11 protein-coding genes are annotated in these 18,653 nt (G+C 35.9%); 9 read left to right on the forward strand and 2 right to left on the reverse strand.

What is annotated here, in order from left to right; all coding sequences use genetic code 11:
- Positions 1-49: 49 nt before the first annotated feature.
- The 3 genes from AB9K26_RS08690 to AB9K26_RS08700 all read left to right on the forward strand — a co-directional run bounded on the left by AB9K26_RS08690 (position 50) and on the right by AB9K26_RS08700 (position 5,515).
- Entirely contained in the window at positions 50-1,117 is a 1,068-nt protein-coding gene (locus AB9K26_RS08690) for a DUF3810 domain-containing protein (RefSeq protein WP_369972166.1), read from the forward strand.
- Between the two features lie 77 nt (positions 1,118-1,194).
- On the forward strand, positions 1,195-4,200 hold the full coding sequence (locus tag AB9K26_RS08695) for an amidohydrolase family protein (protein ID WP_369972167.1): 3,006 nt from the start codon (positions 1,195-1,197) through the stop codon (positions 4,198-4,200).
- Positions 4,201-4,204: 4 nt separating this feature from the next.
- Entirely contained in the window at positions 4,205-5,515 is a 1,311-nt protein-coding gene (locus AB9K26_RS08700; RefSeq protein WP_369972168.1) for an amidohydrolase family protein, read from the forward strand.
- 50 nt (positions 5,516-5,565) lie between these two features.
- Here AB9K26_RS08700 and AB9K26_RS08705 read toward each other — a convergent pair whose 3' ends face one another.
- Both AB9K26_RS08705 and AB9K26_RS08710 read right to left on the reverse strand, forming a co-directional pair.
- Entirely contained in the window at positions 5,566-6,369 is an 804-nt protein-coding gene (locus AB9K26_RS08705; RefSeq protein WP_369972169.1) for a hypothetical protein, read from the reverse strand.
- Positions 6,370-6,463: 94 nt separating this feature from the next.
- Positions 6,464-10,513 carry a T9SS type A sorting domain-containing protein gene (locus AB9K26_RS08710; RefSeq protein ID WP_369972170.1) on the reverse strand — a complete coding sequence of 1,350 codons (4,050 nt, stop codon included), beginning with the start codon at positions 10,511-10,513 and terminating at the stop codon, positions 6,464-6,466.
- 194 nt (positions 10,514-10,707) lie between these two features.
- On the opposite strand from AB9K26_RS08710, the gene AB9K26_RS08715 reads away from it, so the two are divergent.
- From AB9K26_RS08715 to AB9K26_RS08740, 6 genes are all read left to right on the forward strand, one after another.
- Positions 10,708-11,508 (forward strand): TrmH family RNA methyltransferase, encoded by an 801-nt coding sequence (locus AB9K26_RS08715; RefSeq protein ID WP_369972171.1) that lies wholly within the window; start codon positions 10,708-10,710, stop codon positions 11,506-11,508.
- Between the two features lie 5 nt (positions 11,509-11,513).
- Positions 11,514-12,749, forward strand: coding sequence for a M48 family metallopeptidase (locus tag AB9K26_RS08720; RefSeq protein WP_369972172.1), 1,236 nt, complete (start codon positions 11,514-11,516; stop codon positions 12,747-12,749).
- A 52-nt stretch (positions 12,750-12,801) separates the two neighbouring features.
- Complete coding sequence (locus AB9K26_RS08725) at positions 12,802-15,006, forward strand: bifunctional (p)ppGpp synthetase/guanosine-3',5'-bis(diphosphate) 3'-pyrophosphohydrolase (protein ID WP_369972173.1); 2,205 nt, start codon at positions 12,802-12,804, stop codon at positions 15,004-15,006.
- Positions 15,007-15,033: 27 nt separating this feature from the next.
- Positions 15,034-15,489, forward strand: a complete 456-nt coding sequence (locus AB9K26_RS08730) for a Fur family transcriptional regulator (RefSeq protein ID WP_369972174.1) — start codon at positions 15,034-15,036, stop codon at positions 15,487-15,489.
- A gap of 7 nt (positions 15,490-15,496) precedes the next feature.
- Positions 15,497-16,768 (forward strand): adenylosuccinate synthase, encoded by a 1,272-nt coding sequence (locus AB9K26_RS08735; RefSeq protein WP_369972175.1) that lies wholly within the window; start codon positions 15,497-15,499, stop codon positions 16,766-16,768.
- Between the two features lie 73 nt (positions 16,769-16,841).
- Complete coding sequence (locus AB9K26_RS08740) at positions 16,842-18,647, forward strand: OstA-like protein (RefSeq protein WP_369972176.1); 1,806 nt, start codon at positions 16,842-16,844, stop codon at positions 18,645-18,647.
- The last annotated feature ends 6 nt before the right edge of the window (positions 18,648-18,653 follow it).

Raw genomic sequence — 18,653 nt, forward strand, 5'->3', positions numbered from 1 at the left:
TTGTTTTTTTAGTTCCACAAAGGTACATTCTTTTTAGTATTTTTGGTGTATGCTAAAATACAAAAAAAGCCTCATTGCCTTTTCAATTTTACCTCAGATTCTATTCCTGAAGCTATTAGCATTGTACCCTTCATTTGTAGAATCGGTTTATAGTCATGGACTTTACATTTATATTTCAAAACTGATGCGTTATACTTTTGGTTGGATTCCTTTTTCTGTAGGAGATCTACTTTACACCTTGCTAAGTATTTATGTCATCAGATGGGTTTTCCTAAACAGAAAACGTATTATCAAGGATACCAAAAAATGGTTCCTTGATGTTCTTTCGGCTGTTTCCATTGGCTATTTTGCATTTCACTTACTTTGGGCCTTTAATTATTATCGACTTCCACTACACGAGTCCTTATCTCTTGATAAAGACTATTCAACGCAAGAACTCATTGAACTTACTGAAAAGCTAACGACTAAAGTCAACAAAATCCATTTAGAAATCACCAATAATGATTCTGTTATGGTAATAATGCCTTATTCAAAAGCTGAATTATTAAAAATGGTTCCTGAAGGCTACGATCAATTGTCTGAAGAGTTTCCATATTTAGCATATCAACCTCGTAGTATCAAAACGTCCATTTACAGTTTACCACTAACTTATATGGGATTTTCTGGATATTTAAATCCGTTCACCAATGAAGCCCAAGTTGACGGATTAATTCCTTCCTATAAATTTCCCACTACTGGAAGTCACGAAGTGGCGCATCAACTAGGTTATGCTGCGGAAAATGAAGCTAATTTTATTGGTAGCATGGCAGCTATGCATCATCCAAGTATATATTTTAAATATTCTGGACACGCTTTTGCTTTAAGGCATTGTTTAGGTGAACTGTATAGACGAGACCCTAAAACTTATGAAATGCTACTCTCAAATGTTCATATAGGCGTTTTGAAAAATTACCAAGAAGTACGATTGTTTTGGGATGGCTATCAAAATATACTTGAACCTGTTTTTAAAACCACTTACAATAATTTCCTAAAAGCAAACAATCAATCTGCAGGTATGGAAAGCTACAGTTATGTTGTAGCCTTGTTGGTAAACTATTATAAAGATAATCCGTTATAAGAACGTTAAAAAGCTTTCAAAGGCAACTTAACTTTTGTTTAATTATTATCTTAGAAGCAAATTTAATCAACTATTATATGCTAAGAATTCCTCTAACGCTCTTGCTGCTATTTTGTAGTATTTCAATGTTCGCTCAAGAGTATTTTCCAAAAAATGATGGTGTTAAAACTACAAACACCAATTACACTGCGTTTACAAACGCAAAGATTTATCTCAGTCCAAAAGAAGTCATAGAAAACGGGACACTTCTTATTAAGAATGGAAAGGTTGTAGCTTCAGGCTCACAAGTATCTATTCCTAAAAATACAACTGTTATCAATCTTGATGGTAAATATATTTACCCATCCTTTATTGATATGTTTACAGATTTTGGTGTTAACAAACCCGAACGTGCTAGTGGTAGTGGTAGAAGTCCGCAATACGAACCAACCCGAACAGGTTATTATTGGAATGACCATGTTATGCCAGAAAACAATGCTATTTCGAAATTTAGTTTTGATTCAAAAAAAGCAAAAGACTTTTTAAATGCAGGGTTTGGAGTGGTTAACACACACATTCAAGATGGTATTGTAAGAGGTACTGGAACTTTAGTAGCGCTTAACACTGAAGACGGCAACGATATGTCTGTTCTTGATCAAACTTCTGGTCAATACTTGTCGTTCAGTAAAAGTGTTACCTCCAGACAATCCTATCCTGGTTCCATTATGGGAAGCATGGCATTATTGAGACAATTGTATCTCGATGCCGATTGGTATGCCAAAGGGAATAGTAAAACTAAAGACCTATCAATTGAAGCCCTAAACAGGAATAAAAAATTAGTTCAAATTTTTGATGCTGGCAGCAGAGCCAATGCTTTGAGAGCTGACAAAGTTGGCGATCAATTTGGAATACAGTATGTTATTTTAGGTGGTGGAGACGAGTATGAGCGTATTGATGAAATCAAGGCTACCAATGCGTCTTTTATCCTTCCAATCGATTTTCAAGATGCTTATGATGTTGAAAATGTATACTTGTCACAATCGCTCTCACTTAGTGATATGAGAGCCTGGAATCAAGAACCTTCCAATCCAAAGGTTTTAGCTGATAACAATGTAACCTTTGCTTTTACAACACACGAGTTGAAATCGCCTAAAGAATTCAAATCCAATTTAATGAAGGCCATCTCGTATGGACTTTCAAAAGAAAAAGCTTTAGCAGCTCTCACAACCATTCCTGCAAAACTTCTAGGGAAATCTGCTCAATTAGGTCACTTAAAAGAAGGTGCATATGCCAACTTTTTAATTACTTCTGGCGATCTTTTTGAAGCGAAAACTACTGTTTATGAAAACTGGGTTCAAGGAAATCAAACAGTTTTAGAGAATATGAACCTTAAAGATGTAAGAGGAGATTATGAATTTACTTTAGCAGGAGATGCCTATAAAATGAGTCTCAAGGGCAGTTTGAGCAAATTGAAATCTGAGATTACCAGTGATGATAAAAAAAGAGGTTCTAAAGTAAGCTATACTGATGATTGGCTTTCCATTAGTATGACCTCAAAAGATTCTACGTCTCAAGAATTTATCAGGTTGGTTGCCAATGTTTCCCAAGGTGACAACCTCAATGGAAAAGCTTTATTTCCTAATGGAAATGAAATGACCTTTTTCGCTAAAAAACTAGAAAGCGAAGACAAAAAAACTGATACAGATGAGGGTTCTGATGATAAAAAAGAATCGGAAACCAAAACAAAGGAAACCGTTCCTGTAACTTACCCTAACAATGCTTACGGTTTTAAGGAACTTCCAAAGCAAGAAACCCTTTTATTTAAAAACGCAACTGTTTGGACAAACGAAGCTGAAGGTGTTTTGCAGCAAACCGATGTATTGGTCAAGAATGGAAAGATCGCTAAAATCGGAAAGGATTTATCAGATAGCAATGCAAAAACCATAGATGCTACTGGAAAACATCTAACCTCAGGTATTATTGATGAACACTCACATATCGCTGCTGCTTCAATTAATGAAGGCGGACAAAATTCTTCAGCAGAAGTTAGTATTGAAGACGTTATTGATGAGGAAGACATTGATATTTACAGAAACCTTGCTGGAGGTGTAACCACAATTCAAATTCTACATGGTTCTGCCAATCCTATTGGTGGACGTTCAGCCATCATTAAGTTGAAATGGGGAAACAGTGCAAATGACTTGATTATTGATGATAGTCCAAAATTTATAAAGTTTGCTCTAGGCGAAAATGTAAAACAATCAAATTGGTCGAGTTACTCACGTTTTCCTCAATCAAGAATGGGTGTTGAACAATTATACATTGATTATTTCACCAGAGCCAAGGCATATGACCAACTCAAGAAAAGTGGAAAACCATATCGCAAGGATATTGAGATGGAAGTTTTAGCCGAAATTTTAAACAAAGAGCGTTTCATCTCATGTCATTCATATGTACAAAGTGAAATCAATATGTTGATGAAGGTTGCCGAAAAATTTGATTTCAACATCAATACGTTCACACATATTTTAGAAGGTTATAAAGTCGCTGATAAAATGGTGGAACATGGTGTTGGTGGCTCTACGTTCAGTGATTGGTGGGCTTATAAATATGAAGTCAATGACGCGATTCCATACAATGCTGCCATTATGCACAATGCTGGCGTAACAGTTGCCATCAATAGTGATGATGGTGAAATGTCACGTCGTTTGAACCAAGAAGCTGCTAAATCGGTTAAATATGGTGGCATCTCTGAAGAAGAGGCTTGGAAGTTTGTCACTTTGAATCCTGCAAAGTTATTACATATTGATGATCGCGTCGGAAGTGTCAAAGTTGGAAAAGATGCTGATTTGGTTTTATGGTCTGACCATCCATTATCGGTTTATGCGAAAGCCGAAAAAACCATTATTGAAGGTGTGACCTATTTTGATATGAAGCGAGATGAGATCATGCGCTCTCAAATTAAAAGTGAAAAAGCCGATTTGATCAACCAAATGATGCAAGCAAAAAACAAAGGTTTAAAAACCCAGCCAATTAAGAAGAAAGAGAAAGATCAAATGCATTGCGATTATATCGATTACCAACACAACCAACACCAACATTAGAAATATGAAAAATACATTTATATATATCACAGTTTTGCTAATGACATTTGGTTTTACAAATGCACAGCAAACACCTGCAAAAAAACAAACCAAAAGCATTGCCATCGTTGGTGCAACAGCACATATTGGAAATGGTCAGGTTTACGAAAATAGTTTGATTGTTATTGAAAACGGAAAGCTAGTAAGCGTCGTTGAAAATAACCAAACCAAAGTGGACGACTCCAAAATGGATGTTATTTATGCGAATGGCAAGCATGTTTATCCTGGATTTATCATTCCAAACACGACATTAGGTTTAGTTGAAATTGATGCCGTAAGAGCAACAGACGATGATTCTGAAATTGGATCTTGGAATCCACATATCAGAAGTTTGATTGCCTATAACTCAGAATCGAAAGTGGTAGAGTCTATGCGTCCAAATGGTGTACTACTTGGTCAAATCACACCTAGAGGTGGTCGTATTTCGGGAACATCGTCTATTGTACAATTTGATGCTTGGAATTGGGAAGATGCCGCTGTTAAGGAAGATGATGGCATTCACTTAAATTGGCCTAATACCTTTACTAGAGGACGTTGGTGGCTTGGTGAAGACCCAGCTTACAAAGACAACAAAGAATATAAAAATCAAATTAAGGAAATTTCAGATTATTTCAATGCTACAAAAGCTTACACACAAGCAAATAATACCACTGTCAATTTACCTTATGAGGCTACAAAAGGCTTATTTGATGGCTCCAAAAGACTCTACATACATGTCGATGGAGAAAAAGGAATTATTGACGCTGTTAATTTCAGTAAGGAAAATGGTATCAAATCAATGACGATTGTTGGTGGATATGATGCCTACAAAGTAGCTGACTTTTTGAAGCAGAATAATATCAGTGTGCTATTGCAACGCGTGCATTCTAGACCTAGTCAAACGGATGATGACTACGATTTACCATTTAAAATGGCTAAGATTCTTGTTGATAAAGGCGTAATGGTCGCCCTTGAAGGTAGCGGACAAATGGAGCGCATGAACGCCAGAAACTTGCCTTTTTATGCTGGAACTACTGTGGCTTACGGTTTAACAAAAGAACAGGCTTTACAACTCATTACCTTAAATACAGCTAAGATTTTAGGTATTGATAACCAATATGGATCATTAGAAGAAGGTAAAAGCGCTACATTGTTTATCAGTGAAGGTGACGCCTTAGATATGCGAACAAATATCATAAGTGAGGCTTTTATTGATGGAAGACAAATCAGTCTCGAATCACATCAAACCAAGCTTTGGAAACGCTACTCAGAGAAATATGAATCGCAAGAAGATTAAAAACTAAAGACCATTATAAAAAAGACCTACTGTTTAAAGTAGGTCTTTTTTTATTCTACGATTTGAGCACTATCAGGTTTCTGGAATAGTTTAGCATCAGGTTTCTCTTCAGAAAGTAAGACATCAACAAACTCAACCTCATTTCGTTTTGTAGTGGGTTTATTATTTTCATAATTATACCACGATAGGGTTTTTGGTAATTGTAACCTGTTTACAGTTTGCCAATCACTATAATTTATAAAATGAAACTCTTTGCTCTTCTCATTGGTAAAATACGTGACTGTATAACCTAACCAAACCATTTTATGAGTTACAGGATGATAATATATAATATATTCATCTTCAGGTGACTCACCTACTCCACTTTCGTAAGAAATTTTAATTCCAGGATAACTAGTTCCATCAAAGTTTAAGGGTTCACTTTCTTCATAAACAATTCCATCATCGGCCAACACAAAAGGCATGGCATAAAAATAGAACATCAGATTATGATAGAACTTAGCATTGCCTTTATAATTTGTAGTGTCCTTGTTCTGCAGCCATACCTTTTCACCATCAAATCCTATGGTATGTTCAGGCATTGTAATAAGAGAATAGCGCTCATATAAATCGGTTAAAGTAACCTCATCACCTGATGGCTTAGACATGGTAAATTTTAGGGTTCGCATTTTTTTCCAAGTATCCAATCCTCCATGAGCCTCAAAGACTTTTGATATGGATTCAGGATAAATACTGGTAGTAATATCCAATTCAGTTTCAGAATAATTAACAGGAGAAGCTACAGTTTCTGTCGTCTTGTCTTTACAAGACGTGAAGAACAAAGCTAAAATAAAGGTTAATGGAATGAGTTTCATAAGGTTTTTATTGGTTGTGGTCTTAGACGAATACAATACCTTTTGATTACAAAAAAGCCTCAGAAAATTTCTGAGGCTTTTAAATAAAACTTTGCTATTCCTTTATCAGCTTTTTAATCTGTGTTTTAGAATGTGTTTGTAGTTTCACAAAATAAACTCCCGACTGCAAATGAGACACCTTGAGTTCGAATTGTGAAGTATTAAAAAATGATTTCTGACTGATGACCTTTCCACTGATATCTACAATACTTACGGTGGCATCTGTTGTACTTCCAAACTTGATGTTTACCAAATCTCTTGCTGGATTTGGATACATTTCAAAGTCATTAATGCCAAATTCGGAAATAGAAAGCGCATCATCTACAAATTCAGTTTCGAATCTATTGGTGATAACAGGTGCGTTAAAATCAAAATAAATAGCTCCAGTATTCGGAATGATGTCTCCAATAGCATAGCCAGGCTTTGGTTGTATTCTAAAATACACAAAACCTTTACTGCCTTCAACGTCATCTTGTTCTGCTGGCAAATTGATGTCATCAAAATACCATTCCAGATGATTTTCTGTTCTTGTCACAACATAATCATGACTTGAGCGAAGCATTTGGAAGGTTGACTCATCAAGCAAGTTATCAATGGCATCTTCAATACGCACAAACTCAGCCGCAGCAGTACCTAAATTTTGGAATCGAATGGTGTAATACAACCATTCATCTGAACTTGAAAACTCGTTGTAATTAACTCTTGGACCATGCACTTCCATTTTATCGTTAGGATCCCAAGAACCCACAACAACTTCAGAAAGTGTAGAGTCATTGTTATCGGCTACCATATCATTACTATCGGTTAAATAATTAGCCGTATTGGTTACTATATCGCCTAAAGCCACATTTGGCGGACAAGTGATTGAAACACCTATGGATTGTAATTCTCCTGGTTGGAGATTCACAAAATCCACAGTAAAGCCTGTAGCTGTAGTTGTAACTGTATAAGCTGGATCTACACCAAATGTGTTATCTAAAATTAATTGTGAATCTAAAACAAACTCTACTGTTCCTGATGCTATGGTAGTAAACCCTAAGTTTTCAAGATATAAATAGTTATCGTGTGAAAATCCTGGTCTTGGTGGAATCCAGTTATTAATGAGATAAACTGCTAAATCCTCACAACTTTGATCTTCAACTACAGGAAAGTCAAGTGTAATGTTATTTCCTGTTGCTACAGTCACATTAGAGAAACTAGCTATTGTGACATCATAGCAGGCTTCAGATTCATCATATAAATTGAACGTTACATCATAACTATCGGTCTCATCAAAACTAATAATATGAAAACTACCAGTCGAAGAATTGACAGTATTGATCATACCGTCACCATTCAATTCGTATGTAAAATACCCATTTGAAAATCCAGGTTCATCAACATCATTGATACCGTTAGCATTTGTATCGACAAAAGCGTTCACTTGAATAATTCCTACAGTAGAAGCACAGAACACATCAAAATCAAAGGATTCTGTGCAACAGCTACTACCATTAGCACAACTTATAGAGAAATCTGTTTCGAATCTTACGGTAATGCTATCTCCTGTTGATGTATATGTTAATCCGGTAAAATCACCTGAATTCCCATATTCCATATCTGGATTTAATATGGTTCCATCAGAATCTATGACATAAACCTCATCGTAATTAACTTCTGTTGCTCCAGCATTAAAAACTATGGTTAGTTCTTGTCCGTCAGAACTTTGGAAATTAAACTCTGTTGTCTCATCGTTACCATAGCAATGGGTTGTATTCACAGCACCATCTTCACAAACGACCACTTGGTTTGGATTGGCCCTAGTTATAAAACTGAACTCTTGACAATTCTCTGCTGGTCCATTGATATTATAAGGCACTATTGTTACGTAATATGTCGTTTCGTAATCTAGAGTTTCCAATTCATACTCTAATACATTCCCAATGTCCTCGTTGTCTATAACCTCAGTTCCTCCAGCAGTAAGTCCGACAGACAATGTATAACCTAAAACAACACCAGCAGCAGGATTCCAGCTTAAGCTAGTATTTTCATTCACATCTGAGTCACCATTGAAAGGTTCATTAAGATCGGTTAAGCAACTCGGTATTGCATTAGGATCTACACAAGACACTTCATATTCAATAGGTATAAAATTCTGTGACTGACAAGAAACACTACCATCTGAATCTACAAAAATTGTAATACTATTGCCAGTAGACGTAAAAACTAATCCGGTTAAATCTCCATTATTACCATAAATTGTTGACTCTGGATTAATATTGGTAACACCATCTGAATCAAAAATATAGAGTTCATCCCAGTTATTTTCAACAGTTCCAGAAGTAAATGTTATTTGAAGAGGAATACCATCGTTACTTTCATAAGTATATTGGATTTGGTTGTTATTACCATAGCAAAAACTATTTGTTATTGGCCCTTCAGCACAATCAAATGCCAACGGACAAGACCCATCAGAAATGATATCAAAATCTGAAATTGCAAAACAATCCGTTTCAACAGTTTCAACTCTAACATAGATAGTTTCAAGTGAAGATACAGCGGTATAATTATCTGGAGTGCTAATAGGATTGGTTCCTGCAGTAGCAAAATTCAAATTATTGTAATAAGTTACTATTACATTAGCCATTCCATTAGTTATTATAGCTTCATTAGTTGTTAAATCGAATACAGCGTTTGGTTCACAATTTGTTAAGTCTGGAGCTGTCGCCAACGCAGGTGCTTCAGCAAGAAAGACTTCTGTACTTAGTTCAACAAAGCAACCTGAAACTTCTTCTGTGACAACTACGGAATAGATCCCAGGAGCATCGACAACGATCTCAGGATCTGTAGATCCTGTATTCCATGAATACAAGTATTGCGTACTATCATTGGTAGGTGTTAATACAATCTCATTGCCATCACAAATGGTATAGGTCTCATCTAAACTAGCTACTGGCTCATAACCAAACACAACAAAAAATGGTACCACAGTAAAACTTCCCGATTGTACATCTTCTACCCTTACATACAATGTAGTATCTAAACTTGGAATGGTATATTGTTGCGGATTAGCAATGGCGTTGACTTCGTTAAAAGCATCGGCTTCAGATTGGTAATACGATAATGCGAACCCAGAAGGGTCTTGACCGTTTAAGATAGTTGATTCTTCTGTCGTTAAATCAATTTCGATAACTGCGTTTGGATTTGCTGAACAATAATTAACGGTTACCGGAAACGCATTAACGCAATCAACATCAACTACAAGATCAATAATAGTTGTTCCATAACAATTAGATTGTTGCGATGACAAGGAAACCCTAATAAACAAGGTCTGACCAAAAGGTTGTGAATTTGTAAAAATAGGATCTAAAGCATTTACTCCCGAATCGGCATCAGCTTGTGTTTCATGAAAGGTTACCATTAAATTGTAATCTCCCAAAAGATCTTGAACCTCATCAATGGTTGGATGTAAATCAAAAACAGCAATTCCATCACCATCGTCATCGCATACAAATTGCGCTGATGGAATAGGCATATTATCAAAAGTCCCTTCCTGAACTGAAAACTCGGTAAAAGAAGAACAATTGCCAAGTAAGGAAATGACTTGCAACGAATAGACGCCAGGTTGATTAACCACAAGTGTAGAATTGGTCTCGTTAGCCAAAACAAAACCATCCAAATACCAATTAAAGGCATAATTAGCTTCTGACAATCCTGAATCGACCACCAAAGGTCCATCACATAGTTCGTAGACACTAAATACACTTGGCTCCGGAATTTCATTTACAATCAAATCAAATTGACTCACAACAATGTTACCAGTAGACCATTCAATGACACTTACAAAAATTGTTTGAGGGTTTATAAAGTTTGTAAAAGGACTCGCTAATGGATTAATCGAATTAAAAGCATCAACCGAAGTTAAATGGTAAGTTATTCCATATTGTTGAGGATCTAAACCATTTAAAACGACAGCATCATTGACCGTTAAATCAAAATCTGCTATGCCATCATTATTCCCATCATCACAAATCTGTAAGTCTAAGGGTTCATTGATGTTAAATTGAGCAAAAGAAAAGTTAAAACAGAAAAGGGCAAATACTAATAAGAGTAATATTTTCTTCATGAGCGGCTGATTAGTTTAGTTGTTAAAACAAAAAGTCTTTAAAGATAAACATCTTTATAAAGTTTTACACCATTAAAACAGGTAAAGTCCGAAAACACCTACCATTAGAATAAATTTCTTGAAATAAAAATTCAATCAACTTTTATAATGTACATTTGCTTTGGTTAAAAACATGATATTTCATTATTACTGAAATGCCTCACAAAGTCATAACAAGCTCTCAAAATACGTTAGTAAAACAGCTGCTATCACTTAAAGACAAGTCTCGTGAACGCAAAAAAAGCGAAAGATTCATCATTGAAGGACAACGTGAACTCCAATTAGCTCTAAAAGGCAATTATAGTATTGAAACTTTACTCTACTATCCTGAATATGTGTCTGAAGCTCAACTTTCAGAATTGAAACTAGACAAAGATAAAATCATTGAAATTTCAAGACCTGTATTTGAAAAATTGGCGCATCGCAGTTCTACGGAAGGTATTATTGCTGTGGCCAAATCTCAACGGCATGACCTTAACCAACTTAAATTTCATCATAAGAACCCGTTAATTCTAGTTGCTGAAGCCCCTGAAAAACCGGGAAATATTGGAGCCTTATTACGAACTGCTGATGCGGCAAACGTAGATGCTGTGATTATCGCCAATCCAAAAACTGATTTGTACAATCCGAACATTATTAGATCTAGTGTTGGGTGTGTGTTTACGAATCAGATAGCTACTGGGAGTACTTCAGAGATAATTTCTTTTTTAAAGAATAATGGGATTCATATTTTTTGTGCGGCTTTACAAGCCTCAGAAGTCTATCACAAACAAGATTTTACGATATCTTCGGCTATTGTAGTAGGCACTGAAGCCCATGGATTAACAGAAGAGTGGCTTGAGGCTTCCCATCAAAATGTCATTATTCCGATGCAAGGTGAGATTGACAGCATGAATGTTTCTGTTGCCGCTGGAATCCTTGTTTTTGAAGCCAAAAGACAACGTAATTTTAACTAGTTAGTATGACCTCAGAACATCTGTTTTACACAATTATTGGAATCATTCTTATCAATTTCATCATTGAAAAAACCTTATCTGCTCTAAACGCTAAGCATTACAATGATCCTATTCCAGAAGAATTAAGTGATGTTTATGATGAAGTCGAATACAAAAAATCGCAAGCTTACAAAAAGACCAACTATAAATTCAGCATTTTTAGCTCAACGTTTTCACTTATCCTGACCTTAGGGTTTCTGTGGTTTGATGGTTTTGAATTTGTCGATAATGTCGCTAGGGATTATTCAAATCATCCAATTGTTATTGCACTCCTGTTCTTTGGAATTATTATGTTGGGTAGCGATATCATCTCACTTCCTTTTTCTATCTATAAAACCTTCGTAATTGAGGAAAAATTCGGGTTCAACAAAACCACTTTAAAAACATATATCCTTGATAAAATCAAAGGTCTTTTCATGATGGCCATCATAGGTGGTGGCATCTTAGCTTTGGTTATTTGGTTTTACCTGCAGACCAAAGAACAGTTCTGGCTTTATGCTTGGGGAATCGTTACGGTTTTTACCATTTTCATGAACATGTTTTATGCGAAATTGATCGTTCCTCTTTTCAACAAACAAACACCACTTGAAGATGGTGCCCTTCGCAATAAAATTTCTGACTATGCCAAGTCGGTCGGATTTAGTCTAAAAAATATTTTTGTTATTGATGGCTCAAAGCGAAGCACAAAAGCCAATGCCTATTTTTCAGGTTTTGGAAGTGAAAAACGCATTACTTTATATGACACTTTAATTGATAGCTTGGAAGATGAGGAAATTGTAGCAGTGCTAGCCCATGAAGTTGGTCATTACAAACGCAAGCATATCATTTTTAATCTTTTTTCCTCTATTTTGATTACAGGATTGATGCTTTTTATTTTATCGGTTTTTATTTCAAATCCATTACTTTCAAATGCCATTGGTGTTGAAATCCCTAGTTTTCATGTAGGATTGATTGCTTTTGGACTGCTTTACTCTCCTATTTCGGAGATCACTGGACTGCTAATGAATTACATATCCAGAAAATTCGAATACCAAGCTGATGATTATGCAAAAAATACGTTTAAGGCTGAACCACTGATAACTTCACTTAAAAAATTATCAAAAAACAGCTTGAGCAACCTAACACCTCATCCAGCTTTTGTTTGGATGCATTATTCGCATCCTACATTGTTACAACGTGTTCGAAATCTAAAAGTCAAATAACTTATTACCAAAACACATTGCTTATTACATTTCTAATTGCTACTTTAGTTTTATGGCTGAAGTAGATATCGAAAAAGAGAATGCCGAGATTGCAAAAGCGTATAAGCAGCTCCTAAAAGTAAGTTACCAGACCCTTACTGATGATGACAAAAAGTTAATCCGTCAGGCTTTTGAAGTTGCTGTTGACGCACACAAAGACCAACGTCGCAAATCTGGCGAAGCATATATTTTCCATCCCATTGCTGTTGCACGAATTGTTGCCAGCGAAATAGGACTGGATGCTATTAGTATTGCCGCAGCCCTACTTCACGATGTCGTTGAAGACAATCCAGATTACACCTTGGCTGATATTGAACAAATGTTTGGCGAAACCATTGCTCGAATTGTGGATGGACTTACCAAAATCTCGTCTCTCAACAAGGATACAGATGTCTCAACACAAGCGGAAAACTTCCGTAAAATGCTGCTGACCTTGAATGATGATGTTCGGGTCATCATCATTAAAATTGCCGACCGACTCCACAATATGCAAACCATGGATTCGATGCGGACTGACAAACAAGAAAAAATCGCTTCAGAAACTTTATACATTTATGCGCCTTTAGCACATCGTATCGGACTTTACAACATTAAAACCGAACTCGAGGATTTAGGATTAAAATACACCGAACCTGAAGTGTATAATGACATTCTTGAAAAAATCAAGGAAAGTAAGGAAGAGCAAGACAATTACATTAAGGAGTTTTCAAAGGTTATAGTAGATTCCTTAGATAAGGAAGGCTTAAATTATGAAATCAAAGGACGACCAAAATCCATTTATTCCATTCGCCGGAAAATGGTCAAACAAGGCGTTTCCTTTGATGAAGTGTATGACAAATTCGCGGTTCGAATCATCTACAAATCCGACTTAGACAATGAAAAATTCTTGGCATGGAAAATTTATTCCATAGTCACCGATCATTTCACACCTAACCCAATACGTTTACGTGACTGGATTTCTTCGCCTAAATCTACAGGATACGAAGCTTTACACATTACGGTTATGGGACCAAAAGGTCGTTGGGTGGAAGTGCAAATACGCAGTGAACGCATGAATGAAATTGCCGAAAAAGGATATGCAGCGCATTACAAATATAAACAAGGAAATGCTGAAGACGCCTTAGATACTTGGATTGATAAACTTCAAGAAGCCTTGGAAAGCAATGAAACCAATGCCGTTGATTTTGTAGAACAGTTCAAGCTGAATCTATATTCAAAGGAGATCTATGTCTTTACACCTAATGGCGATCTAAAATCGCTCCCAAAAGGGGCCACACCTTTAGATTTTGCATTTAGTGTTCATACTGAAGTTGGCATGAAAACTCGTGGTGCAAAAGTAAATGGCAAATTGGTTCCTTTAAACTATGAACTCAGCAGTGGTGATCAAGTAGAAATACTCACTTCTGAAAATGCCAAACCTAATAGCAACTGGTTGGATTATGCCACTACGGCTAGAGCCAGAAGCAAGATAAAATCTTCTCTTAAAGATGAGAAAAAATCGATTGCTGAAGATGGCAAGGAAATTTTAAGGCGAAAACTAAAGCAACTCAAAATATCTCTAGATGAAAAATCGGTTAACGAGATGGTCAATCATTTCAAACTAAAAACCAGTTTAGATTTATTTTATCGTGTAGGAATAGGAACCATAGACAATAAAATGCTTAAGGATTATGCGTCATCCCGTAGCAATATGTTCATGACCTATATAAAGAACAAAATTAGGAAACCGACCGTTGCTCCAGATTTAGATAAAGAGGAAATCACTTCCAAATATGATATGCTTGTATTTGGAAAGGAAGAAGAAAAGCTAGATTACAAATTGTCTACTTGTTGCAATCCTATTCCTGGTGACCCAGTTTTTGGTTTTCTAACCATTAATGATGGCATCAAAGTTCATAAGAAGAATTGTCCAAACGCCTTAAGTTTGCAATCCAATTATGCTTATCGCATCATACAGGCGAAGTGGATTGATTCCTCTCAGCAAGAATTTGCAGCTCAAATCACCTTATCAGGAATTGATAACTTAGGATTGGTTAACAACATCACTAAAGAGATTTCCTCAAATATGCATGTCAACATGAAAAGCATTAGTTTTGATACCGATGGTGGCATCTTCTCAGGCAAAATCAACGTGGTTGTAACCAACAATAACATGCTTCAAAAGCTCATGGAAAATCTCAAAAAAATTAATGGAATTGAGAAGGTGTCAAGAGTTTAAAAATTGTGTAAATTTGCACCACGAATTATGAGTACAAATACGGAACAGAGTAATCAGGAAATTGTTAAAAATGTTTTTACACAATTTCTAGAAGATAAAGGTCATAGAAAAACACCTGAGCGTTACGCTATATTACAAGAAATCTATGATAGTGAAGAACATTTTGATATTGAATCTCTTTACATCAAAATGAAAAACAAAAACTATCGTGTGAGTCGTGCTACACTTTATAACACCATTGAAATTCTTCTGGAATGCAATTTGGTTAGAAAACATCAATTTGGTCAAAATCAAGCACATTACGAAAAGTCATACTTCGACAAGCAACATGATCATGTTATTCTAACCGATACTGGAGAAGTAATTGAATTTTGCGACCCAAGAATACAATCCATCAAAAAAACGATAGAAGAAGTTTTTGACATCTCGATTACCAACCACTCACTCTATTTTTACGGAACTAAAAACAAACCAACTAACTAATACAAATATGGCAGTAGATTTACTACTCGGACTTCAATGGGGAGACGAAGGCAAAGGGAAAATTGTTGATGTCCTTACCTCAAAATACAACATCATTGCAAGATTTCAAGGTGGACCAAATGCTGGGCACACTTTAGAGTTTGATGGCATTAAACATGTTTTGAGAACCATTCCTTCAGGAATTTTTCATGAAAAGTCCATGAACGTAATTGGCAACGGTGTGGTTATTGATCCTGTTGTCTTTGTGCAAGAGTTGGAGGGTTTAGATAAATTTGACCTAGATTACACAACCAAGCTCATTATTTCAAGAAAAGCACACGTGATCTTACCAACACATCGTTTATTGGATGCCGCTTCTGAAACTGCCAAAGGAAAAGCTAAAATAGGTTCCACCTTAAAAGGTATTGGTCCTACCTATATGGATAAAACAGGTCGTAATGGCATTCGAGTTGGTGATTTGGAAATGGACAACTGGAAAGAAAAATACAGAGCTTTAGCAAACAAACACGAGGCTATGATTGGGTTCTATAATGTAGACATTCAATACAACCTTAAGGAAATGGAAGACGAGTTTTTTGCAGCTGTAGAACGTTTGAAAGAACTTGAGTTTATTGATAGCGAAGAGTATTTAAATACTGCCCTAAAAAATGGTAAGAGCATCCTAGCCGAAGGTGCTCAAGGCTCGTTACTTGACATCGACTTTGGAACTTATCCTTTTGTGACCTCTTCTAATACAACTGCTTCCGGTGCTTGTACAGGTTTAGGTGTAGCTCCAAATAAAATTGGAGAAGTTTTTGGGATTTTCAAAGCTTATACCACGCGTGTAGGTTCTGGTCCGTTCCCAACGGAACTCTTTGACAAAACAGGTGAAAAAATGGCTAAAATCGGACATGAATTTGGTGCTGTAACTGGACGACCAAGACGATGCGGCTGGTTAGATTTAGTTGCATTGAAATATGCTTGTCAAGTTAATGGCGTGACTCAACTTAGTATGATGAAAGGTGATGTGCTCTCTGGTTTTGAAACCCTAAAAGTATGTACCGCTTACAAATATAAAGGAGAAACCATTTCACATTTGCCATTTAATATTGAGGAAGAAAACGTCACTCCAATTTACACTGAGTTTAAAGGCTGGAAAGAAGACCTCACTAAAATGAGAAGTGCTTCCGAATTCCCTAAGGAACTCAACGAGTATATCGCATTCCTTGAGGCTGAATTGGAAATTCCTATTACAATTGTTTCCGTTGGTCCAGACAGAACACAGACCATCAACAGATAGTATCTATTAAAAATCTGTTAAGGCATACGTTTCCGTAGGTATAATAGTTATTTTTGAAGCAAATCTTAACATTTTGAATCTAGCATTCAGGTATATATTAATTCTTATCTGTTGTTTTACAACAACTCTTTCCTATTCACAACAACCCAAAAAAATCAATATTGAATATTTTGGATTTGCGGTTAAAGATTCCCTCAAAGGTGAAAATATAACCACATTTGTTAGAAGCGACCAAGCCCAGATTCATGTCATTCATGATGGCATAGACATGTGGTGTGACAAAGCCATCTATTATCAAAATGAGGATTTTATCGAAGCCTTCAGTGATGTCGTCATGAAACAAGGTGATTCGGTTAATATGACTTCAAACTATGTAGAATATAGTGGTATCACAAAGTTAGCATTTGCTGCAGGTGATGTTGTGCTCACTGAACCTCAATCAGTTTTAACAACAGATACGCTTTATTTTGATCGCACAAAACAACAAGCCTATTACGAAACGAAAGGAAAAGTCGTTCGTGATTCCTCAGGGACCATAACCAGTCAAGTTGGTCGCTATTACATGAATAACAAAAAATATCGGTTCCTAAAAGATGTTTTATTAGTGAATCCAGATTATACACTTAATACCAATCAATTGGATTTCTATTCTGAAACAGGTCATTCCTATATGTATGGTCCTTCAACAATTGTTGGTGATTCAAGTAAAATATATTGCGAACGAGGATTTTATGATACTAAAAATGACATTGGACATTTTATTAAAAATTCCAAAATCAACTACAATAATAGAGAAGTCATAGGAGATAGTTTATACTTTGACAGAAATCGAAATTTTGCCTCAGCAACGAATAATATTGTAGTGACTGATACCATTAATAATAGTATTATCAAAGGTCATTATGCTGAAGTTTTCAGAGATAAAGATTCGGTTTTCATTACAAAACGCGCTCTGGCAATAACCGTTCAGGAAACCGATTCCATATACATACATGCAGATACTCTTATGGTGACAGGAAAACCTGAACATCGTATTACAAGAGCCTTTTACAATGCCAAAATGTATAAAAGTGATATGAGCGGAAAAGCAGATTCAATTCATGCAGATCACAAAACCGGACTTACACAATTAATCAACTTAGCTCGATTTTCCTCAACCGATGCGTTTGCACAAAAAAGAAATCCAGTAATGTGGAACTTAGGCAATCAAATGACAGGTGATTCCATTCACCTGATTTCTAATGTTGAAAAAGAAGAACTAGACTCTTTAAAAGTTTTTAATAATGCCTTTTTGATAAGCAAGGACACCATTGATGGCGGGTTTAACCAAATTAAAGGTCAGCGATTGATAGGTTTGTTTGAAAACAACGAGCTTTACAATGTAGACATAATCAAGAATGCTGAAATTATTTTCTATTCTAGAGACGACAAAGATTCACTTATAGGTATCAATAAATCCAAATCGGGAAAGATCAATATGAAATTTGAAGAAGGTTATAAAATCGTGACCTTAATCAATCAAGTTGATGGCGAAATTTATCCAGAATCGCAGTTCCCTGAAAACGCTAGAAAATTTAGAGGTTTTAATTGGCGTGAAGAAGAACGCCCCAAAAGTATTGACGATTTATTTTCAGACGATCCTCCTCTGGAGCTTCCCATAATAAAGGGCCTTGATGAGTTTGTTCCCGAAGAAGAATTCTTTGATGAAAAAATGTTCGAACGCATGGATTCTGCTGCAGAAAAAGATAGTGATGACATTAATAAGGCGTCTCGAAACCTTCCAAAATCTGTAAAGGATAAAAAAGTTAAACGTGACTCCGTTTCAAAACAGCAACTACTTCCAAAACCTTTAGTGAACAAATCTAATAAGGAAAATTGATGTGGT

The organism is Psychroserpens sp. XS_ASV72, assembly GCF_041224425.1.
GTDB lineage: Bacteria > Bacteroidota > Bacteroidia > Flavobacteriales > Flavobacteriaceae > Psychroserpens.